Origin of the sequence: Flavobacterium tiangeerense, from assembly GCF_007830355.1 — a bacterium.
GTDB classification, from domain to species: domain Bacteria; phylum Bacteroidota; class Bacteroidia; order Flavobacteriales; family Flavobacteriaceae; genus Flavobacterium; species Flavobacterium tiangeerense.
This window is the reverse complement of the sequence record NZ_VLKO01000003.1, coordinates 15,174-40,244: the sequence shown is the minus strand read 5'-3', so window position 1 is coordinate 40,244 and position 25,071 is coordinate 15,174. Positions and strand designations below refer to the sequence as shown.

Here is a 25,071-nt window from a genome sequence, read left to right as displayed (position 1 = left end):
ATTATTTATAAATACTGAGTACTATTTGATTATTATTTTTCTCAACTTGCTTCCTTGTTGAGATTCAAATAGAATAAAATAGACTCCAGGTATCATACCACTTAAATTAAAATCAAAAGTATATGTTTGTTTGCCGTTTTCTGATTTTGAAGCAATGATGCTATTATTGATTAAACTGAATATTTTAACGGTAGCTGGCATTACTTTATCTAAAGTGATATCAATTGAAAATATACCATCAGATGGGTTTGGAAAGATTTTTAAATCAAAATTTTTCATTGCATCAGTGGTGTCAGGATCTTTATATTCTCCCTCTAACACTAATACTGTTTTTGTTTGAAAAGCAGTACAATTTCCTTTTTTGCTTGTTATGCTGATATCATACTCACCTGGTTTTGAAAAACTCATCTCGGCGTAGTCTTTACTCTTTGTTTTAACTATAGCCTCTGCAGGTAAAATCCACTCGATACTATCAGGTTTAGGATCACTAATGTTAATAACAGTAAAAACCTCATTTGTAAACACTTGTGACGACATAGCAAATTCAGCGTTAATAGGAGTGTTTTGGCTACTAATTGTAATGGTATCTACAGCTTTACATCCTAATTTATTGGTTATTGTTAGGATATAATTTGCAGGTTCTTTTAAGGTTACAATAGGTTTATTACTAGTAAATCCTTTATCTGATTGCCAAAAATAGATGGCTTTATCATCATTAATAGTAGCATTAATCGTCAAGGTTTGATCGAGACACAAGGTCACATCTTCCCCAAGATTTAACAAGTCCTTTGGAGGGTTTTCAATTTTATATTCTTCTTTTATGATACATCCTTTTACATCCGTAATTGTTACAGAATAAGTACCCGCCTTAGCATTGCTCAATTGGCTGGTTTGTGCTCCTGTACTCCATAAATAGGTGTAAGGGCCTTTTCCTCCTGTCGTTGTCAATACAATGGTTGCATCATCACCATCAAAGCAGGTTGGCTTTTTTATTTGAGCTGCTGTGCTAAGAGGCTGTGTAGCGGTAATCGTAATCTCATTGGTTACACGACAGCCATTTTTATCAGTAATAACAACACTATACTTTCCTGGCGGTACATTTTGTATGCTCGGGGTTTTATCTCCAGTATTCCAGCTGTAATTGTATGCAGTTGTCCCGCCTGTTGGAGCCGTTGTAATCGTCCAGTCGTTTGCATCCCCGCACAACGTATAATCAGCAGATAATGTGTTTTTTAAAATATCTGGTTCCGTGATGGTTATACTTTTACTGGTCGCTTTATTGCCGTTAGAATCCGTTACAATCACATAATACGACCCTTTCCCGATGTTATTGAGAATAGTAGTTGTGGCTAATGCTGTTGCATTTCCGTCTGCAAACCATTGGTAGGTATAGTTTTCACCTGGTTTCAAGAACCCTCCTAAAGTGATAGGTCTTAGACTTCCGTTTGAATCACCATTACACAAAATGATATTTTGAACCGCCGCTGAGGTAATTAAAAGCGCAGGTTCTGTTACTTCGATTAGTAGGGAAGTAAGCTTACATCCTTTTGCGTCTGTCACATTTACAAAATACTTTCCTGCTGCAAGATTGTTGGCCGTATTAGTATTGGCAATAGTTGTTGTTGAACCGTTTTTGAACCATTGGTAGGCATAGTTGCCGTTTCCACCAGTAGCTTCAACAGTAATAGAACCATTAGCTAAACCAAATCCAGAAGCAGCTGTAACTATTGTTTTTGAATTGATTAAACTTATTGGAGCTAAAGGCTGCGCTATGCTAACCTCTAAATTTGGTACATTGCTGCATAAAATTCCATTTTTGTCTTTTATTTGAAAAGTGTACTTTCCAGCTTTAAGCCCTTCATGAATTGTACTGTTTTTAGAAGTAAAAGAGATCCAATTCCCATAACTATCGTTTTCTGGTTTAAAACGATATTCAAAAGTATTGCTTCCTCCTGACGCTTTTAATGTTACACTTCCATTTTCTTCACCAATACAGTTCACATCAACAACTGTATTACTTGTAAGAATCAATTCTGGTTCTGTGATTGTTACTGATGTACTGGTAGCTGTATTTCCGTTTTTGTCTATCACTTTTAAATAATAATTTCCAGCACCTACAAAAGGTGACGTAGGATTAGTCCCTATCATAAAATTGGAACTATCATACCATTCAAAGTTATAATTTGGCACACCTCCAGCAACAGTTGCTGTTAATTGGATACTTTTATCGCCATAGCAGTAAATTACTTGGTTTATTGGGTTAATAAGCGTAGTAAGTTTTTCTGGTTGTGAAATCGTTATTAATTCTGACGTGATACTACAATTTTTTGAATCGGTGATTTCAACATAATATTTACCAGCTACTAGATTTATTGCTGTACTAGTTGATTGGTTGATGTCAATTTTATTTTCATTAAACCATTTATACACATAGTTTCCGTTACCACCATCTATAACCACAGCAATACTTCCGTTGCTTAGTCCAAAACCAGAGGTACTACTTGTATTTATTTTAGAAATGGTTAAGATAGAGGGTTGTTCTATCTTGGCTAGAGCTGTTGCTATTGCATTACATCCCTTAGAGTCTTTAACATATACTGTATAATCTCCCGTTGGAAGATTATTAATAATTGCGGTAGAACTTGCAGAGAAAGCAGTCCAATTAGTAGCATTTAAACTATACAAATAGGAGCCGCTACCACCCATAACGTCTATAGAAATAGTACCATCATTAGCTCCGTTACAAGTTGAATTAGTCTTCAAAATACTTTTAATTTCTACTACATCAGGTTGAGTAATAGTGATCGTATTACTTATCACTTCTAATTTAGCCGTATCTATACAGCTAAATTTATACTCACCCGAGCCATAATTAGTTAAAGTTGTTCCGTTTTCTAATGGTATAATTTCATTGTTTTTATACCATGTATAGGTTTTAATCCCTAGACCGCCTGTTACGAGTGCTTCGATATTTGCTCCCTCACCATTACATACTATTTGCTTGGTTTGCTGAATTGAAGCTGCTAATACATTATTAGTTAAATCAATAATTTCTGTTTTGGTACATCCTGTATTATCGGTTACACTTACAGTATAAATATCTGTTGGTAATTGATTGATCAATAGAAATTTGTCCGACACTACTTTTTCTAGAAGTATATTTCCACTACTATTTTTAATACTGTATTTGTAATCATTTTGTCCACCTTTCATCACCACATTTATAGACCAGTTTGTTTCTGGTAAAATAGGTTTAGTTAGTGTGAATTTTTCTTTATCAAAACCAAAATCTTCAGGTTCTGTAATTGTAAATGTTTTACTTTGAACACAATCATTACTATCTGTTACAGTTAAGGTGTAGGTTCCTGCAGATAAGTTTTCAATAGCTGAATCATTAACTTGAGATGAGGTGTTTTTATTTACGTTTAATAAAGTGTATTTGTAATTTGGTGTACCTCCACTTGTTTCAAAAATAATACTACCGTCGGCTTCGTTAGGACAGGTGGCATTATTCTTTTTGATTTCAACTAACGTTAGTGCCTTGTTAGGTTGTTCAATAACTACAGGTATTAAATCATTTAAATTTGAAGGAGTAGTATTTAAATTAAAATCAGTTACTTGAATGTAATAGGTGTCAGCAAATTTTGTGTCAAATTTTGCTTCTAAAGCTTTTTGGCTTTCTAATACATTTTTATTCCTATCAAAAAGGGTATAGGTATAAAAACCATTGTTGTCTTTTACACCACCTGTGGCTATGGCATTAATACTACCGTTTTGTTCACCAAAACATAAAACGTTAGTTGTTAGAACTTTAAATTCTAAAAGTTTTGGTTCATTAATGGTGAAAGTTTTTTCAATAGAACAAATAAGATTTGTATCTGTTACGATTACTTTATACTCACCCGGAGCTAAATTACTGACACTGTTATTGCTCTGATTATTTATAACGGTACCATTAAAAAACCATTGGTATTGATAAGTTGGTGTTCCTCCGCTAGGAATTACTTCAATTTTTCCGTTATTAGTTTGATAACCTGTAGCATCTGTAGAAGTAAATGACCCAATTGCTAATTCATCTGTAGGTTCAGAGATTGATGTAGTTGCAACATTAACGCAATAAGCCGTTAAATTAGAATTATAGTTGCTATCTCTTATCTCAAGTGTGTAATTACCTTTAGAAAGGCTTTCAATTTTTGATGTATTACTTCCTATACTTGTAGTTTCTTTTTTCCAAATATAAGTATAAGGACCTTTGCCGCCAATTACTACTGCTTCTAGTGATCCATCATTTCCATTATAACAAGAAACATTTTTTTGAATTAAGTTTACTACTGTGGGAGCAGGTTGCTTAAAAGTAACAGGTATAGTATTTGAAATTATTCCAGCCACATCTGTAGCGGTTAACTCATACTCACCGTCTGCAATATTCTCAAACTTAGCTATAGTTCCAACAATAGATGCGGTAATTCCTGTTGTTTTATTTTTTAATCTATAAGTGTATGTTTTTTCAGATTGGTTTTGCTCAAATGTTGCTCCAACTGTGGCAGTTGCATCTAGAGATCCCGTTAATCCATTGCATTTTGCTTGTAGATGCGTTTCACTTACAAGGGGTTTTGTTGGTTGTAAGACAGTAAATGTTTTAGGCAATTCGCAACCCTTAGTATCAGTAATCACTACAGAATACTCACCCGCAGCAATGTTACTTAGGGTTGGACTATTAGTGCCAATTGTACTACCAGCACTATTTTTCCATGTATAGATGTAAGTTGGTGTGCCTCCATTTCCTGGGTCTATAGGTGTACCGCCGTCTACGCTAATTTCTATTTTTCCTGTAGCGAGACCAAAACCTGTGGTTGGAGTACTTACTTGGCTTGCAATATAAAGTGCTTTCTCTGGTGCAGTAATTACAATTTCTTGTTGGGCAGTTTGGCAATTATTTGCATCGGTTACACTTACCTTATATTTGCCTGCTGATAATCCAGAAATGATTCCGTTTTTAGCATCTATTGTACCACCATCGCTGGAAATTGAGTAAGGACTATTAGGATTGCTACTTTTTGTCCCTCCTGTTATTATAAGTTGAATGCTTCCATTTGAACCACCAAAGCAAGAAACGGGGGTTGTGTTGTATGTAAAAGCTAATAGATCAGGTTGATTGATGGTAAAGGTGTTGGTGCCAAATAAAATATTATTTTTTGCATCTTTTACTGTAACAACATAATTCCCATAAGCTAAATTTGAAGCTACTGAAATAGTATTTAAAGTGGTAATAGTTTCAATAGAAGAATATTTTTGTCCAGTGGTAGTATTTAACCATTCAAGTGCGTATTCTTTAACTCCACCTGTTATTAGTGCTCTATATTCAGCTGTTGTTGCACCAAAACATTTTAATTCGGTATTTGGAGTAGGCGTCAGAACTATTTCCAGTTTATCGGGCTGTGTAATTTCATATTGTACTTTAGGCAAAGTGCAACCGTTCGTGTCTTTAACAAGTAAATAATACATTCCTTTGCTAAGATTAGCTATAGAAGCTGTTGTACCAATTATTGTTGTATCTGCATCTTTTGTCCATTCATAACTATAATCTTTGGAACCTCCCATTACTTTTACAACTATGCTTCCATTGTTGGTTTCATATCCTGTTAAGTTTGTTTTGGATACATTGTCTATTTTTAGTGGTTCTTCAGGTTGTGAGATAAATACCGCATCTTGCAATGTTGCAGTACAATTATGTCCAACTGCATCAGTAACAATAACTTGATACGTGCCAGCACCAAGATTAATTAAATCTTTAGTCGTAATAGGATAATCGGCACCGTTTTTTGTCCATTGATACGTATAAGGTGCATTACCGCCATTAACATCAATAGAAATCGCTCCTGTAGTCTCATTATGGCACAACACATTGGTTGAGTTTATTACAGCTACTCTAAGCTCATTAGGTTCTTTTAAATCATAATTTAATTGATTAGCTAGAGCGTAAGGACCACCTGGATTGGCACTATCTGTAACATAAACGCTGTACATTCCTTTGCTTAGGTTAGTGATAGTACTTTGATTTTCTCCTAGAAGAACATCATTCCACTTTTTCCATACATAGGAATAGGGTGCAACACCACCATTTACTTCGGCAGTAAGTTGTCCGTTAGTACCACCAAAACATTTTATAAAAGCAGTTTCTTTGATATCTACTTTTAATTCAAGATTTTGAGTTACTGTAAAAGGTTTAGAATTTGTACATCCATTGCCATCTGTTACTACAAGTGTATATACACCCGCTTCTAGGTTTGATAAATTCAATGAGTTTTTTGTACCTGTAAATTTATCTGAAGTCCAAGAATAAATAAAATTACCTTCTCCGCCGGTAGGACTATTAATAAAAGTAATTGCCCCCGTCTTTTGTCCATAAATCGAGACATTACTTATGGTTGGTTGAGGAATTGTAATGGCAGATGGAGATACAATTTTAATATCTTCTAATGTGGCCGGGCAACCATTTTCATCCTTAACTGTTACTTTATATGTGCCTTCTTTCAGATTTGTTCTATCTTTAGTAGTTACATTATCATGCCATTGATAGGCGTAAGACCCAGTTCCTCCAGATACGTTGAGGGTTATCGCTCCATCGTTAGCTCCAGGGCAACTTATGTCTGATGTATTAGCAATAGAAACTTGTAGTTGTGTTGGTGGTGGCGATATGATAAAGTTTTGCGATTGAATAGGATTTAAATTATCACGTACTATAACATAATAGGTACCATAACTTAACCCAATTATGGAAGGGCTATTACCACCAAACTCGACACCATTTCTATACCATTTATAAGTATAATTTTGATTAACAATCAAAGTTCCTCCACTGGCTTGAATACTTATACTACCTGTAGTATCTCCGAAACATTTAAGCACTAAAGATGTTGAGAGAACAGCAACATTGAGTCCCCTTAGACTTACCAATCTAGAGTCAGAAGCACATCCATTTACATCTACGACCCGAACTATATAATCACCGTTACCTAAATTTGCAATTACATTTGTACCATATTGAACTTCGCTACCTCCATCTTTGATAACAAAATATTTATAAGTTCCGGTACCACCCGATGCGTTTATAGTGATTGTACCGTCATTGGCGGTAGATGATGAGGGTTGTGTTTGATTTATAGAGGTTATTAATACAGGTGTAGGGTCTGTAAAAGTAACTGATCCAGGGATAGAGCATCCTGGAACATCTGCGTCTGTTATAATGTAATTATAAGTACCAGCTTTACCAGATAAATTTTTACCATTATTGGTAATTATGGCAGTGTTAATGTCATCTCCAGTCCAAGTTACATTATAATTACCTTTACCTCCTGAAATAGCTAATGCAACGCTACCGTTATTTCCATTACATGGAGGCTCTATTTTATTTTCTGAAACAGTTATTTGTTCATTTTGAGTTACTTGAACTATATTCGATTTTTTTATATTCTTTCCATCATTAACTTCAACATAATAGAATCCTAGTGTTACAGGATTTGTTCTTGCATCCGAAATTAATGCAGGATTTGAACCATTACTATCATCACATTTGTACCAAGAATAGGTATAATTTTTAGTGCCTACATAGGGATAACCTCCTGTAGCAGTGTTGTTATTTATAGCTAGCGTTGTTGTGCCACCAAAACAACCAATTTTATTAGGTTGAATAAGACTGATTAATAATTCGGCTGGTCGTTCAATTGTGAAATCAATTGATAAACTGCTACAGCCATCTTTAGAAGCTATAACGGTGTATTCGCCAGCTGAAAAATTAATCCAAGTATTTGGATTATCTGGATCTTTTGCAGGGGTATAATTATCAAGATTTTTTTTCCAAGAATACGTATAGGGTTCTGTTCTACCTTTAAAAACGATATATAATTTTCCATCACTTTTATCAAAACCTGTAGTTGCAGTTGTTATAAATGCCTCATTGAGCTCAATAGGAGCTGGATTTGTAAAAGTCACTGTTCTTGCACCATCTACAGCTATTTCTGTTACAGTTGCTTGTGTTTGTGAATATCCCCAAAAGTTAATCAAAAACAATAGTAGTAGGAGTAAATATTTTTTCATAATAGGTGTTTAATAGCGGATTATCTTTCAATACAGAATTTTGAATCAGTGACTTTTATGGTATATACACTTTTTGGATTTAGTAGTGGTATTGAAACTTGATTTGATTGCTCATCTGATGGGTTGAATTGTATTCTTTTAATTTTTGTTTCTCCATTAATAATTTCTGTAGTGCCTTCTAAGTCATCATAAAAATAGGGTGGGCTGCCGCCAATAGCCTCTATAATTAAGTTAGTCGCTCCATTATTACATAAAGGATTATTGGCTGATACTGTGAATTCTAAATTAGTTGGAGATGATATTGTAAATCTTTTTTGTAAAGGAGGATTACTTAGATACTCTTTGCTACCTACTGTTTTTTTTGTGTAATAGGTAAGTTTATAGTTTTCAGATGGTAAATTTGTCCAAGTGTACGTTGTTGGAGTAGTCATCGAATTTTTAGTAATAGTTTTATTTCCATCTAGGACTGCTGCACCATTTTGATAAAAAAGAGCCATTTCGTATTGTTCACCATCTTGCAATTCTCTCTCAAATGTGAAGGTAACTGCACCGTCTTGTGAATAGGAGCAGCTAGTAAAATTTTGGGATGATGTCGTTGTAATTACAGGTGTACATGGAGTAATATTGTAAATAATAATATTTGTTTCAAATGTTTTAGAATAAACATTTATTGGGGCTGCATCGCCCTCTTGTGTAGTAACAAATGAATCATAAAGACCATCAACAGTATAGGAACCTTTTAGAAATAGAGGTCCATAATAATTATTTAGATCAGGGACCTCATTGATTTTTAGATTTAAATCATTTGTATTTATGCTATTGTAAAGGATAGCATTTGGAGCTACTGTATAAATATCAATCCATTCCCCAGAAACAGGATGCTTGTAATAGTAGTTAGTAATTGGTTTATTTTTAATGCTAATGACATCACAACTGCTAACATTATCATTTGTTTCAGGATTATCTAAATAAAAAGCTCTTATTTCTGCACTTGCTGTACATGCAAACAAGGATTCAGTCCCAAGGGAATTATATTTTTCTAAAGTAAATACAATATCTTTATTTTCATTGCAATTGGTAGTATACAATGTTTCACCTCGTAAACTAAATTTTAATGGATAGTCAGCTTCTGTTAAATTGATCAGTGTTGCTGTTTTTTTTCCAATAAGACTATTGTAAGAAAATGCATTTACGTCAGTATAATTGTCCTCATATACTAGTACATTATTTTTATTATGTACCCTAACTACAGAGACAAATTGTAGAAACGCAGATTGCGGATTGTATTCAACTATGATGTTTTTAGGTTTTTGAGAATAGCTATTCACAGAAATACAAAGTAAAAAGAAAGTAATAATTTTTTTCATACGCTTAGTCATATTTACCATTATCGATACAGTTATTGGCATCAGTAACTTTAATTTTATGTCCATCTGGCTTTGCTTTGAGATTGTTTATTCTATAAAGATTTGGACCTAATTCATTAGGAATAACACTATCGCCATCTACTTCAAAAAACTTTGGGACACCCCTTGTTATTAAGATATCAACACTACCATCTTCTGCTCCAAAACAACTTGGATTTTTTGGGTTTTGAAGCTCAAAAGTTAGTGGAGTAGCGGGATTAATGGTGAATGGAGCGGATTCAACAGGATCTCCAATTGGTGTTATTTGATATTTTATTTTATAAGTACCGGCATCTAAATTTTCAGGCCAATTGTAGAGTAAAGTAGTGCTATCATAGGTTTGATCATTTTTATCTTTAATTATTGAATATCCACTAGTAAATAGTTTCAATAAATTAATGTTTAATTTTTCATAGCTTTCTAATTTTCTTTCAAATAAAATTGACATGCTACCATCATTGAGATAACTACATGTTATATCTGATTTTCTTAATTCTTGTATTTTTGGAGAGCAATTAGTAAATGAATACGAAAGTATGTTTGAGTTTGTACAGTTACTAATTCTAAAATGAACAGTTTGACCAATTGCAAGATTTGGAATTTCACTTAATCCTATTTCTAGCTTATTTTTGCCATAAAAATTTGATAAGTTTATCCATCCACTTGAATTAAAGTTATATTGCCAATTATAGAATTCTAAATTGTAAGTATCAGGACTACTTATTATTATTTTATTGCATGCGCTTACAAGCTGGCTTGTAGGGGTGATTGCTGATATAATAAAGTTAGGCGTTAAATTAAATGATATAGTAACTTCCTCTCCACTTGTTGTAGCTAAAATAATTGTTTCTAATTTACAATTAGAATTATTTCTATAGCTAATATTATGTGTTTCTGAGATATAATTCCATTCTCTAAATCGAATAGAATTTGGTTTACTATTCAAATAAACGATACCACTAGATTGGATTGCTCTCCCACAATTGGCGGATTCAAGTGTCGTGAAATTACCCGCTTCTTCAATTCCTATTTCTAAAACTAAATCCTCATATTTTGAACAATTATCGTTAAGAAATCCACTTTGAGAATAAGTCAATTTATATTGTGAAAATGCAACGTGACCAATTAAAAAAACTAGTAAAAAAAATATTATATTTTTCTTCATATGCTTATTCATTTTTATCTGTATCAATACAGTCATTTGAATCCGTAACTTTTATTTTGTAATCTTTGGGTGCTAAGTTTTTTAGATGATAAATACCGTCAGTTCCATTTATTGGTGTTGGAATTATTTCTATGGTGTCATCATAAAACTTATAAGCACCTGTACCGCCTTTTACCCTAATGACAATTTCAACAGTACCATCGTGGCATAAGGGGTTTTCAGCAGAAACAATCTCGAATTGTACAGCTGTTGGATCATTATATATAAATGGTTCAAATGATTGAAGTGTTCCTCTTGGTACTCCATACTTCTTTGCTTGGTATTCTATGATGTATCTTCTGTTATTGATCAACCTACCACTATCTAAGTTTTTAAATTTATAAGCCCATAGATTTTTTGTTGCATCAAAAACGAGGTTTGTTATTTCCTCTTGTTGAGAGAAAAATATTGGATCACCATTTACTTTCGGAAATGGAATTATTTGCATAGGGCTTAGTGTTTCGTTTAGCTCTAATGGTCTTTCAAAGTAAGCTGTTATTTCTTTTATAGGACCTCCTTTGCAATCTGGAGCAATATATGTTCTATCCACAAGTATTGGAGCACATGGAGCGTATTTAATGGCTAAAGGCTCAGCAGAAATAAAGGAATCGATATATCCAAGGCGAAAATATATTGTTTTGTTTATGTAAGTAAGATGATTGTCACCAAGAATTTCTTGAATAGAAAAGTTACTAGTCGCTGTTTTATTTATTTTTCTATCATTTATGGTCAAAGGGACATTAAACCAAGTCTCTTGATTATCTACACTATACTGCCAGTGATATGCCGCATCTGGGTAACCTGCAGGTGACGCAATTAAATTAAGTTGATCTCCAGCACATACTTCACCGTTTGTTGTTAAAATTTTGAAGATTATTTGGTTTGAAATTAGAAAGTGTCATATATGGTCCACACCCGCCAACTGTTACTACACTTTGCTCCAATAGTTGAGTAGCTGTATACGTATTTACACCGATGCAACCCGCTCCAAAACGATCATAGCTGATAATACCCACATAATAATTTTCTAAAATAGGTATGTTTGTATTTAAATAAGAGAAATTTCCGTTTATGGGATAAGCGTTATCCCCCTCACCAAGTACATAAGAAATGTTGACTGACTCAGATGAAGTTCCCACTGTTACAAGGCCGCTATAACTTAACTCTTGTCCAAAAGTATGTGTACAAAAAGTTATTAATAGAAATAAGTAAAAGTCCCTCATTCTTCTTAAAATTTAACCGTATAAAAATCCATTTTAGACATTCTTCCATCTTTAAAAATAGCCCTAATACCGTATTTGTAATTGGTGTTTATGGTAATGGTGGGGTCAGATAGTTGTCTTTTTTTTCCATCTACAATTTGAATCAATTGCAAAGCATCTTTCTCGGATGCTTTGTAAATTTCAAAACTATCAACTTGGGGATTGCTGTAACTCCAAGATAAATCAATAGTGTTTGTAGTTTTATTAGCTTGAGCAAAAAAGCCTTTTATTGCTTCCATGACGCCATTTAAAGGAACAAAAGTGGATAGGTTAGGTGAAGGTAGCGATTGTAGATTTGAATCATCTTTTGCAAAAATGGCATAGGTATAAATATTCCCTTCTTCAACAGACTTGTCTTGAAATTGTTCTTCTTTGTTTTTAGTTTCATAAACAAGTTTCCATTCCTTTTGATCTTTTTGTTGTCGATACAATTGGTGTACTGCCACATCTTCACTTTGGCTGTTAAACCATTCTAAGAAAACCCCTCCTTCTTTAATTTCATACTTTGAAAAAACGGGCGATGCGGGAGGAATAATATCTGGCTTTTTTAGAACAAGTGGCTCTGAAAATTCAGACATATTGTATCTGTAATCTACAGCAATTACCTTGTAATAGACTTTACTATTTAAGGTTTTGAGTATTACTTTATCTTCAAAAGTATTCTTTTCATTTGGGCTCACTGTCAGCTGACTGTATTCCTCAGATGCATTGTATGCTTTATAAATTCGATAACCTAACAGGTCTTTTTCATTATTAGTTTCCCATAAAATTTTTACCACACCCAGACTGTCAATAGTTCCTTTTAATCCAACTGGTTTACTTGGCGGAATAGAATCAACAGGCTGAACAAGCATTGGGAATGAGGTTCTACTATTTCCTTGTTTGCTCACTGCGGTTATTGTAAAATAGTTTGATGGATTTAATTTATTGTAAATTATGTTGCGAGCCTTTGGCGAAATGTTTTTGACTACCGTAACATAATTATTATCTTCTTTATCAGAACGATTAAGCTCAAAACCAGTTATTTCTTCATCTCCTTCTTCTGGAAATTCCCAAATTAAGTTAACAGTTGTATCGTCCTTAAATTCCTGTACTGTAAGGTGAGGAACATATTTTAATAATGATTTTCCTTTTCCACTAACAATTTCAGAATAAGGTCCTAACTCTCCAAATACAGAAATTCCTTGAATGCGATAACTATACTCTTTATTGTTGGCGATAGTGTCTACATAAAATATCCTATTATTATTTGTATTTTCTTGATTTAAACTTGTGTAGGGTTTATTGGTAATACGTTTAAATATTTTTTTATCCTCTGAACGTTCTATATAATAACTACCATAGGCGTGCGCTAGTATATTGAAGTTCCAGCTTAACATGGTGCTGTTATCTGTAAAATTTCCTGAAAAATCCATTGGTTTTGGTAATGTCTCCACTTCTTTAGTATCAATAAAGACACCTCCATAATCAATATCTAATTCTTCCTTAGGAACATTAGAAGAAATACGATATAAGTACTTTTCGTTTTCTTTAATAGTAGTATCTTCAAATCCTAAACCTGCCTTTTTAGCAATTTCAAAGTCTTTATCGGCAGTGTATAAAGCAAATGTGAACCGCTGCTCTGTTTCTTCAGAAAGGTTAATGATCGATTGTAAATTATCAGTTCCATTAACTGAAAATTCCTCACCATAAAGTGCTTGAGCAATGATAGCAGCATTTTCATTGGTATCTATTATGGTTTCCCAAGATGCTAAAGGCTCTGGTTTAATTTGTTTGGCTAAAACAACTTTTTCTGGACTTGATAGCGTTTTATTGTTTCTTGCAATAGTAAACCGCTCTACTAAGTAGCCGTATTTGTTTAATTTTTTCCAAGCCATAGCATCGGTCACGGCCCAGCGTAAAAGTATCTTATCTTTTTGAACTCTTGTAAGTACTTTTATTTCTAGTTTATTTTCAGCTATTTTAGGTTCTTTAGTTAATGGGTTTTGAGCAAACCCTAGATTTATAGCAGTTAAAATAAGGAACATTAAAAATTTGGGCTTCATTTTAATTGGTTTTATTAAATGTAAAAATAGAACTTGTTCCTAGTTGACCACCTGGTAAAGTATAATTCAATTTTATGTTATAGTTCCCTTTTTTGATGTACGGGAATGTACCATTGATAATATAATCATACTTTGTTTTCATGACTTGATTGGCAGTATTCAGATATTTGTTTACTACTTTATATCTTAAATCCACAAAGTCTGTTTTAAAATAGAAAGGTAAATTATATCGGTATGGTAGGTACTCTTTCAGCATGTAACTAGTTGCATTATTCATAAGATCATCCTGATACCAAGCCAGTGTTTCAACACCTTTTGTAGGCGGTATTCCTAGGGTATTTGTATTTCTATTTAATGTTAAATCACTTTCTAGGGGATATCCTTTATATATTAATGGAAAAATCTCATTAATATAATAATTATCGTCAAGTATAGCCTCAGTAGTCACTAAAGGAATATTTAAAGTCTTGGCATTACCAATAAGTTCAATTTCATCAAATGGTTCTGAAGAATTATTGATAGAATGTAAAGCATGTACATCCGAGTAGATGATTTCTACCAAGGTTTGTCTTGGTCTTTTTGCATTCATTTTTTCCTCAAAAGTATTGTATTGACTGGTATTAAAATTGTATTGCAATAGTTCAATACCTTGCCCTCCAGTTATGGTTTCTTTTAGCTCATTCTTTTTAGTCTCAACGCTACTTTGTGCGTCCAAATTTTGAGTTTCATAACTTTCCTTTAGATTGTTATTCGCTTCTGATTGCGTTTCTAAGGTCATTAAAGTGATATTATAGGACTTCGTTTTCTCTAAAACGGGTATATCTATACTTACTTTTTTCAAACTAGGCGAATAGGATAATGTACTATTTACAGTTTTAGTTCCAGTTTTGTAAAATGCTTTCTGAGTCTGACCTGGTTTTAATTCAAATAAATAAGATTGACCTTGTTTAAGGACTACATAAGCTTGTTTACTCTCATTTTGATAAACATATTTTTGATCAAAGACAGGGTAACAATACGCAATATTGTTTACTGGTATGTTGTTTGGTGCTGTCCCTGTTGTAAAATTAACAGTTTCATTTTCAGTAGCTATTTGGCCGTTTTCATAAATAGTTTTCCAGTTACCATTAGTATACTCCTGGAAACTTACTTTTACGCTTAGTGTTAAGTCGGAATTTTGTGGTAATACTTCCGTTGCATTGAAGCTAACTAAATCATTGGTTGTATTCCAGCTCGTAGAACCAAGTATTGGATTACCGTTTTTCTTTACCAAAAATTCTTCAAGTTTTAAACGGTATGTTTTTAGGCCGCTATCCTCTTCTATTGTAAAGTTCTTATTAATAGGCATGTTAAATCCTACTTGTGGTACTGCAAATACATTTACATCTTTTGTATCTTTTGCAGGTGTAATATCTGCTATGGCTTTTAAACCATTTAAAGGGGTATTGTTTATAAATTCACATTCTTTTCCAAATTCGACCTTAAATCGGAAACGTCCTTTCACCAATCCTCCGAGCAAATTGAAGTGACCTCCTAAATATCCTCTAATCCATACTGGATTAGGCATTTTTGCTTGTACTAAAACGGCCCCTCCTCCTTCAATAATTTTTATTTTCTTTTTTACCATAAAGAGTTTTACTTTGATACCTAATTCCCCTTTTAAATAGGCATAAGCTTGGCCATTTGCGTACCAACCGTTAATACCGATAGGTCCAGAACCCTGACAAGCAGCATCACCATAATCTTTCACCATAATATCAAAACCAAAACCAGCTTGAAAATTAGCGTAAAACAATAAAAAGGTTATATCCCCAGTTTTAATACTAAAATCTGATCCAAAAGCAAAACCTTTTCCTCCGCTAAGACTGTTTTCATCTCGCATATAATCTAATTGCTCGAGTTTTAATCCTAAAAGATCTGCAACAATAGCTGGCGGAGGCGGACTACCTGGTAGATCGTCTCCCATCATGAAATATCCGCCAGATTCAACCTCTACAGGTCCTATAGCCATTTTCAATCCTAAACGATCTTTTGGAGTACCCATGTGGATATACCATTTATCTGGACCAAAGTGCAACACAGCCCAGCCAGCTCTATTATTACTTCCACGGCCTTTAATTAGGCCTCCTGGTGTATTGACATACATATCAAACGTACCATGTAATATTTTTGATGTAAAATCATATTGTATCGCAGCAAAAGCATTGATACCCATAGAACCTTTGATCTCATTTGGATATAAATCTTCGGCTGCTTTTGATAAATTGCTTATTTTTAGTTTTTCTAGGATTTCTTTTGAAAATTTAGCTTCTTTTTCACTTACTTCCTTCAATGCCTTTTTGAGTTTATCTGGCACAGGAATTTCAAAAGGTTGCATCACATGGCCCTCACCATAAATACTGATTCTGTTGATGCCGAACTTATTATTGAAAGCAATTTCAAAACCTGCACCTCCCCAAAATGCATCTGCCGAAGCTGTTCCCGAAAATTTAATCATAGCTTTTACGCCTAAACCAGATTCAATATCTGGAACATAATTAGACCCTGATGCCGTAAAATTATTACTGAACCCTTCCTTTTTCATTCGGTAGGAAGCACCACCTCCAAAACCTTTAAAAGTTATTGCTCCTGATGGAATATTTAAATTATCTGCCATAGCATCAACATACCAATACCTAAAAGTTGTTGCTCCAAAAATAGCGTTTGCTTCAACCTTGATTCCTCCTGTAAAATCACAACTCAGCATTCCTTTAAAACCTTTGCCGTATACAGGATCATTATCCATGATAGTAATACTACCATTTAACTTCATCCCGCCAATATCTGCACCAATATTTATTTGTTCAAATTTAAGACTATCGTATTTCCATTTTTGAATGCCTTCCTCTTTACCAAATTTTCCAATGACATAAAATTTAGTTTGACCTGTAAATTGATTTTCCATTATATTTATTGCCAAATCAACTTTTAAACTAGCACTTTCAGGCGCAGTAATTAAAGAAATTTCATTGACAGTTACTGGAAAATTACTAAGGCTAGCATCTTTACTTTGGAGATTTTTATAACCAAAATAATCAGCAGTTAAGTAAGGAGTTACTGTTTGTAATGTTAGATTTTCGAAAATAATTCCTTTAAAATCAACAGTTTCCTTACTTTGTGTATTTACTTCTGATTGTGCAGTACTAGCCGATTTATTACTCGCTTTCAATGACAAAGTCCCGAATAAAACAGCTTTTGGAAAAAATTTACCGTCTTTTACTTTTAGTTCAACATATGAGTTTTCCTTAATGGTAGCAGTTGCTTTGAAGGCCTGAAAGCATATATCATTAGTAACTTGTGCATTAAGAATATATTCATCTTTTATTGGATCTATGCTACCCTTGTATTTTAACTCAGATCTTTGTTCTTGGCTACAAGTAGATGTTTTATCAGATACAGGTAAAAGAATTTCACCATTAAAATCAGCTGAAACTAATGAATTTGCAGCAATTTTAACATCGAGTGAGTCTAAAGACATTTCCCACCCAGAAGCATCACTTTCATCTAGGCTAATTAAATTAGTTCCTAAAAAATGTCCTGAAACCCCCATACGGTCAATTAGTAGATCTTTTGCGTTAAAATGTATCCTAGCCTTACTATTCTTTTTCTTGAATTCCTCAGGTAACACAACATTAAGCGTTTCTACATATATTCCCCGCCATAAATTTTCATTTCCTGGTATTAAATATTTGGCTTCATAATTAACAGGCCAGTTAACATTTTTAGAATTTCTTAAATCGCTAAAATCCAGTACTGCATTATTGAGTTCGAAACAAAAACCTTTTTTTGAAGCCAACTCAAATTTTGGCATAGATATTTCTACCAAAATATCATTCCAATTTGACACAACAGTTTTGAAATTAGTAGTAACATGTGCTGTCTTATCTTCAGCAATAAATTTGTCATTAACTGGGACAATTAGATTTCTAGAAAATTTTAAATCGGCAGTAATTCCTAGTTCTTTAAAACCATTGCAGTCAATTGTGACATATGTCTTTTTATCAACTTCTCCAGTTGCCATATTCATACCTCCCTTTAAAATCAATAAAAGGTTTTCACCATTAATTTTGATAGGAACGTCACCAAGTAAGGCTAGATTCGTATCGCCAACTAATCCACCCTTATGTGATAATTTTATGTTGTTTGCACCAAAAAACAATTGTTTTGACTGCCCGTTAGCATCTTTTTGAGGAATTATAATTCGTACAAAAGCTGTTAACTCAGTATATTCAGCTTTAAATGTGGCCTTGCTAATCCCTAACATGTATTGAATGCCTCCAATGGTTTTTTTTATGCCTATTGGTAACATCGAAAGTTTTTTAGGCTCTAAAAAATCCGTTAAACTGCTATTTTTTTCTATTTTTTCTATAGTAGCTTTTGCAAGTTCTAAATCTTTTTGAGTCTCTTGTGAAAGAGGAAAATTATGATCTAAATAGTCTTTTGTAAATTCACTGGTTTGTTGATTGTAATGAAAATTAGAAGCTACTTCAGGAGTATGTTTTTTAGTCAAATTAAATTTAGAAGATAAAGAATTTTTATTTTGACTTTTTAATATTGTATCGTTATGTACTTTTGCGTAAGAATTTAAGGTAACAAAAAGAATGGAAATACAAATTATAAAAATGTTTTTTTGTTGAGTAATTTTTTTCAAGTTTGCTATATTTTAATGGTTTTGAAGCCTTTTTTAAAATTATGTGGTCAAAGTTTTTATGCTTTAATTTTAATTATAGTAAGTATTTAGCTATTCGTTTTGAAAACAATTTTTGTTAATTATAGACAAATATCATTTCTGGAATTTTATAATTATATAAAATAAATTATATATTTTTATGAAAAAACCTTTCCCTTAAGAGATTTGACTACTATTTCATAAATCTTTAACGGTTGCAAATGTAAGTTCTTTAATTCAAAAAAGAATAATATTTTCATAATTACTACTTTATTTAATAGAATGTTTCTTTTTAATCTGATCCGTTTTCTCCTTTTATTCAATCACAGTAGTTTAAAATTATTTGGTATTGACAGTATATAATAAGTACTACCATTCAATGTTGTACTATTTTGTGAGTTAATTTTGATCTAATTAATTCAATATTATAAAAAATTAGACTCGCTAAACAAACAAATACCGTTTGTAGACTTTAATCTCAACAGCTGTTTTTTTTATAGACCGTTTTGTGAATTTTTATTGTTGATTTTTCAAAATGACCGTGGTTGTCTATTAACTTGACCGTGGTCAATTAATAATGTGACCGTCGCAGTTTATTAAAATGACCATGGTTGTTTGTAGAACCTATCAAAACAAATTAGTAGTTTTGTAAAGAGCGCTTTAAAAAAACTACAAAAACATTTCATTATGGCAATACATATCACTGCAGCTGGTAAAACAAATCCCAGACAACCTTCACAATCTATGTTGTATTATCCTAGAGCCATTCAAACTGGTGAGGTAGATTTAGACGATTTAGCAGAGCAAATTTCAATGAGCACAACCTTAACAGAAACGGACTGCCATGCCGTAATTATCAGTTTAGTCAATACCGTTTCCAAAGCTTTAGACGATGGAAAAATTGTAAGACTTGGTCAATTAGGTACGTTTCAAGTAAGTGTAAAAGGTACAGCAAGCTCATCAGCCGAAGGGGTTTCTGCGAAAAACGTTACTGCTGCCTCTATTGTTTTTAGACCTGGCGTTCGATTTAAAAAAATGTTAAAGCAGTTGACTTTTACTCGTAAGAAATAGTGTTTAATCTATGGAGTTCTAATTTTTTAATTCCCAAAAGGATAAAATGATACGAGCTATTTATGTTTAACGTGCTTTAATATTCTGTTACATTTTTTTGTAATTCCCGCTCTCTCGTATTTTTAAAATTTTTCATATAAGCGGTCGTGTACAAAAGCTCGCGAAGTTTTAAGAAAGAAAATTTTGCATATCCAAGAGCTCGTTTTTAAGAATAGTTTTTATTTATCAAATTAACTAATCAACTAATCAAACTTAATATAACATTCGCCTTCTGAAGAAAACGTTTTTTAATTAATTTTTATGATGAGACAATTATCTTAATAATCTTGATTTTATTTTCTGAAGTAATTTTTACAAAATATATCCCATTAGATAATTTTTTTGTGTCAATACTTACTTTGTTAGCGTTATAGCTTTGTTTAAAAATTGACTGACCCGTTACTGATATGATTTCTATATCATTAATGATATAATTATTTTCAATATTTAAAATATTAGATACGGGGTTTGGATAATATTTGAGTCCAATAAAATTATTTTCATCAATTGATAACAGTGATGTTTGGTTAAATTTTAAATTATCTAAATAGGCGTGATCACCAATATTTACTGCTGATTTCCCAATATGCTGAATAGAAATAGAAATAAATCCACCTACATAAGGTGTTAAATCATATTGTAGAGTACGCATTGGATCTAAATTCATTGAATTTGGTTTTAGTACATCTCCAATAACGTTACCGTTTACAACTACTCTAAACATAGATTCATCACTGCTTTCATTAAATGTTTGTTTTAAATCGAACGACATAAATAAACTCGTCATTCCTGAGGCGTTTATTTTCATATTAACTTTAGTAATATTATTTTGATTACTTAGCCAAGTGTTGGTTTGATTCGACATCCATGGAACTGACGAAGAATTAGAACCAGCCATTTTCAGTAATTTATTTGTACTACTATTTACTTCTGATTGAATTGTGGCTAAACTATTTTTAGTGTTTTCTACAATTAATTTATTGTTTGCACTATTTTGAAAATCAAATATTTCACTGTTATTTGTAATAATGTTTGTATAAGCTTCTTTCAATTCAAAATTATCTAATATCATATTTGTAGATCCAGAAGCTTGTGCTTGAAGAATAAAACTATAATCACCCGAGATGATAGGTGTAAAAACAAAACTATTAGAATGGTATCTATATTCACTCAATAGGCCTATTCTGCTAAGTTCCGTTTCCATATAGTGCATCATATTTCCTCTTCCGACATACATGCGAAGATTCTGTGCATCATATTCGTAAGATTTTCTAGCATCTAAACTAAATTTATAAGTAGTTCCCGCTTTTAAATTGAAGGTTGGAGATATAATTCCTGTGTAACCACTTGGGCCAGTAAAACTATTAATCCATAGATAAGTGTTATCTCCATTGCCATTTAAGGTGTGATCCCCATTATAAAAATCAGTTTTCAAAAGAAGTGGACTATTGTATGAAGTAATAGTTCCACCCTCTAGTCTACTAAAACAAGTAGGGAGTAAATTATTTCCATATTGTGATAAACTATTAAAATTTTCAATCCATGGTAATTGTTTTATATCACATGTTGTCGTAAAATTTTTAGGACCTACTATTATAGATTCGCCAGACGCACAAGTAGTTTTAAAATAAAAATCATATTTTGTTGATGATTGTAAATTTGTAATTAAAACTTCATTTAAATTACTATTAACAGTGATGCCTGTTCCTTGGGTAAACCCAGTAATACCATATTCTATAGCAACATTCTCGCCATTAGTATTGTCCCATTTAACTAATGCAGAATTACTCGAGATGTTTAAAAACTGGATATTAATTGGTTCTATGCAGTTGTTTTGATCTAAATATCTAAAATCATCAATATTATAAGTGTTTGAAAAGTCACTACCGGCTAATTTAAAGGCTACATGCTTATTTGTACCCACATAATTAGTAAAATCTACATTTATTTCTTTTCCATAAGCAGGCATATTAGCAGTATCTAAAATTTGATATGGCGAAAATGTTGTTAAGTCTAAGGGGTTTTACAAAGTTCCAATGGTAACAACCTGTGGTGAGCTACTATTATTTTTATTTATCCAAAATTTAACTCGCTTCGTATTAGTAAAATCACCTAAATAGGGAGATATAAAATAAGTAGGTTTATTTGTATCATTAGAATTGTAAAAATAACCTGAATTTGGTGCGCTATTAAAATTTGTAAAATGATATCTTCCTACTCCAGCATAAATATTCTCATTAGAATTTTCGTTTGTACTCCAGCAAAAGTTAGGAATAAGATATCCATTTGAAGCGGGATATTGATCAAAATTTTCTGTAAAAGGAGCATTTACTGTACACGATATTTTAAACTCATATAAATTACTCCAATTTACAATATTAGTAGTACAGATGTTTCTAACTCTATATTGGTATTTAGTGTTTAAATTTAAATTAGGTATTTCTAATGGTAAGCTTGTAGTTGTTAAAAGTGTACCGGCTCCGGGCGTAAACCCTATTGGTCCATATTCAATTTCACAGTTAATGGGATTATTATTGTTTGTTTTCCAAGTTAACGTAGCACTACTAACACCATTTTGAGTAGCTGTCAAGGAACTTGGACGCGAACATTGATTATCGGTATAAACAAAATCGTCTATGAATAGTAAATAATTACTTTTATTACTATTAAACATTCTTATGCCAATAAATTTATTAGTACCATAATAATTTGAAAAATCTACAGAGTAATTTTTCCATTGATTTATTGCAAATCCAGTCGTAATGCTTTCATAAGGAACAAAAGTGCTATAATCTTCAGGATCTGACAAGGTTCCAATTTGAATTGATGTTAATGTAGAATAACTGTCTGATGGAACATAAGCCCAAAAAGAAATTTTTCGTTCATTATTTAAATCAAGAAGTCTCGGAGTTACTAAAATAGATTTTTCATTTACTAGTACATCTGGACTATTTTTAAAACCATTAATCATTATTAATTTTGTTCCAGAATGCGCAGTAGATGAACCTCCATATGGTGGTGTAGTATAATTAATAAACGCATCTGGACTATAAAATCTATCTCGTATATCTGGCGTTGTTCTTGACCAACAAGTGTTCAAATTAAAACTATCATTTTCAAAATCGTAGGCATATCCAGTTGTAACTCCAGTGCATTTTGTTTTAAAAACTCCTCTGTCAGACCAATTACTATAATTAGTTCCACATTTGCTTCTTACATAAAAGTCATAATTTGTAAAACTAGATAAATTGCTTATTGTGGATACTGTTGATGTACTAGAGATTGTTATTCCGTTTCCAATTGCAAAACCAGAAACTCCGTATTGAATTTCCCATTCTCCATTGTTTGGAGTATTGATGTTTTCCCAACTTATTTTTGCAGATTCAAAATCAGATTTTATTAGTTTAAGATTTACAGGTTCTTTACACGCGGGTGTTGACTCGTATGTAAAATCATCTATATTAAATCTAGAGCTATTGGAGTCTAAATTATTTTGTTTGATTGCAATATAATGATGATTATTAGTGACATTGTAATTATCTAAATAAACAATATGTTCTTTCCAATAGTCATTAGTTTTGAAGCCATTGATTTCATTCATTTCAGAAGGTAGAATAGTTTTGAGCGCTATAAATGTACTTGCATCTTCTGGATTTGACATAGTACCAATAGTCAAGGAGTTTTTGTTATAAGCGGATCCATTAACATCACTAATTAAGAAAAACTTAATTCTTTTTGTATTATCTAAATCAGTAATATACGGTGTTACAATGAAAGATTTTTGTGTGTTAGAAGTAACTTTATTCACCATGCTAATGTATCTACTTCCAGTTCTTGGCTTCAGGGTATGACCTATTAATGGCGCTTGATCAATAGAAGCTCCACTTTCTAATTTAGTCCAACAAGGATTAAAAAAAGGGGTTTCCAAAAAAGAGGTTTTATATCCACTAGATATTGTGGAGCATGAAGTTCTAAAAGTTTGGACAGGTGTCCAGTTTGAGTATAAACCAGGGGCGCAATTTGCCCTAACTTTTACTTCATAGTTTGTATTGCCTACTAAGTTTTCAAGTATATAGTTCTTATTTGTACTAATATTAATTGTTTGTGTAATATCACGTGTGATGTCTTTCAAATGTAATTCCCAGCTAGTTTGAGCAGTATCAGCATTAAAATTCACTATTGCCTTATCTTCGCTGACATTGCTCACACTTAAATTAGTATTGTCATAACAATTTACAGATTGATCATAACTAAAATCATCTAGGTAAATATCACCAGTAGCACCCATATTTTTTATTGCGATGTATTTATCTTGACCGTTATAATTATTTAAGAAAACTTCTATTTTATTAAATGTACCACCAGTAATCATCACTGTTTTTAATGGATGGAAAGTAGTAGGATCATAAGGATCAGTAATTGTACCCAAAACAAGGGGATAATTTCCTTGAAAACCATTAGCATATATTGAAAATTTTTTATCTGCTGCAAGATCATTTAATTTTGGCGATACTAATATTAATCCATAGTTATAGTACCATCCCATATACACAGATTTACCTGTAGAACCATTAGCCAAAACGTTGGTTTCTAAAATATTACTATTTGAGTTTTCCGTTGTGTTTTGTAGTCTATACCCACGCCAGCCTTCAGTTATAGCAGAAGTATTAAAATTAAAACTATATCCTACAGATTTTGAAATAGCAGCATAATCTGAATTTATCGTAAAATAGTCTTCCCACGCACCAGCTTGCGCAAAAATACTATGAAAATTTCTGCTAAAATCCCACGAAATAAACGGATTGAGTTTAATCGTTGAAATATTAGCTGAATAAATTAATGCTGAATAAGTTTCGTCATTGCTTCCAGTTGCTTTATATCTGTATTTCCAATAAGTGGAGTTATTTCCCTGGATAGTGAAATTACCATTAATATCTAATTTTACAACTTGTGACTTTGCACTAAATATAAAAAAATTTAAGAATACAATTATTACAATTCTATTCTTAAATAGATGTGCTGTTTTCATGAAATTGGGTTATTTTCGGTAAATGTATAAAAATATTTTAGTATCTTACATTCTATCATTATGTATTAAATACCAGCTCTTTGAAGTATCATGAATTGATATTCATTACGTAAGCATACTAAAAGTCTCCCGACTTTTTGGAAAAGCGTAATATAAAATCTACAGATCTGCTTATCAATTTATAAGTTCTACTTGAAGAAAACAAATAAA

Annotated in this window: 10 protein-coding genes; 1 reads left to right on the top strand and 9 read right to left on the bottom strand. The window is 32.3% G+C overall.

Features of this window, described 5'->3' with window-relative positions; translation table 11 throughout:
• Positions 1 to 21: 21 nt before the first annotated feature.
• The 7 genes from IQ05_RS03395 to IQ05_RS03365 form a co-directional block, all read right to left on the bottom strand.
• A complete protein-coding gene (locus IQ05_RS03395; RefSeq protein WP_144889845.1) occupies positions 22 to 8,097 on the bottom strand; it encodes a T9SS type A sorting domain-containing protein in 8,076 nt (2,691 codons plus the stop codon).
• 20 nt (positions 8,098 to 8,117) lie between these two features.
• Entirely contained in the window at positions 8,118 to 9,464 is a 1,347-nt protein-coding gene (locus IQ05_RS03390; RefSeq protein WP_144889843.1) for a hypothetical protein, read from the bottom strand.
• 4 nt (positions 9,465 to 9,468) lie between these two features.
• The gene (locus tag IQ05_RS03385; RefSeq protein ID WP_144889841.1) at positions 9,469 to 10,668 is read right to left on the bottom strand and encodes a hypothetical protein; all 1,200 of its coding nucleotides are present in this window, start codon (positions 10,666 to 10,668) and stop codon (positions 9,469 to 9,471) included.
• Between the two features lie 4 nt (positions 10,669 to 10,672).
• Positions 10,673 to 11,440: a hypothetical protein gene (locus IQ05_RS03380; RefSeq protein WP_144889839.1), complete on the bottom strand. Its 768-nt coding sequence runs from the start codon at positions 11,438 to 11,440 to the stop codon at positions 10,673 to 10,675.
• Between the two features lie 112 nt (positions 11,441 to 11,552).
• Positions 11,553 to 11,930 (bottom strand): hypothetical protein, encoded by a 378-nt coding sequence (locus tag IQ05_RS03375; protein WP_144889837.1) that lies wholly within the window; start codon positions 11,928 to 11,930, stop codon positions 11,553 to 11,555.
• A gap of 5 nt (positions 11,931 to 11,935) precedes the next feature.
• Entirely contained in the window at positions 11,936 to 14,014 is a 2,079-nt protein-coding gene (locus IQ05_RS03370) for a fibronectin type III domain-containing protein (RefSeq protein WP_144889835.1), read from the bottom strand.
• A gap of 1 nt (position 14,015) precedes the next feature.
• Complete coding sequence (locus IQ05_RS03365; RefSeq protein WP_144889833.1) at positions 14,016 to 18,704, bottom strand: hypothetical protein; 4,689 nt, start codon at positions 18,702 to 18,704, stop codon at positions 14,016 to 14,018.
• A gap of 705 nt (positions 18,705 to 19,409) precedes the next feature.
• On the opposite strand from IQ05_RS03365, the gene IQ05_RS03360 reads away from it, so the two are divergent.
• Complete coding sequence (locus IQ05_RS03360; RefSeq protein WP_144889831.1) at positions 19,410 to 19,793, top strand: HU family DNA-binding protein; 384 nt, start codon at positions 19,410 to 19,412, stop codon at positions 19,791 to 19,793.
• Positions 19,794 to 20,091: 298 nt separating this feature from the next.
• On the opposite strand, the gene IQ05_RS03355 is transcribed toward IQ05_RS03360, so the two are convergent.
• Together IQ05_RS03355 and IQ05_RS03350 are read right to left on the bottom strand one after the other, a co-directional pair.
• Positions 20,092 to 21,801 carry a T9SS type A sorting domain-containing protein gene (locus IQ05_RS03355; protein WP_144889829.1) on the bottom strand — a complete coding sequence of 570 codons (1,710 nt, stop codon included), beginning with the start codon at positions 21,799 to 21,801 and terminating at the stop codon, positions 20,092 to 20,094.
• A gap of 54 nt (positions 21,802 to 21,855) precedes the next feature.
• Entirely contained in the window at positions 21,856 to 24,861 is a 3,006-nt protein-coding gene (locus IQ05_RS03350) for a choice-of-anchor J domain-containing protein (protein WP_144889827.1), read from the bottom strand.
• Between the last annotated feature and the right edge of the window lie 210 nt (positions 24,862 to 25,071).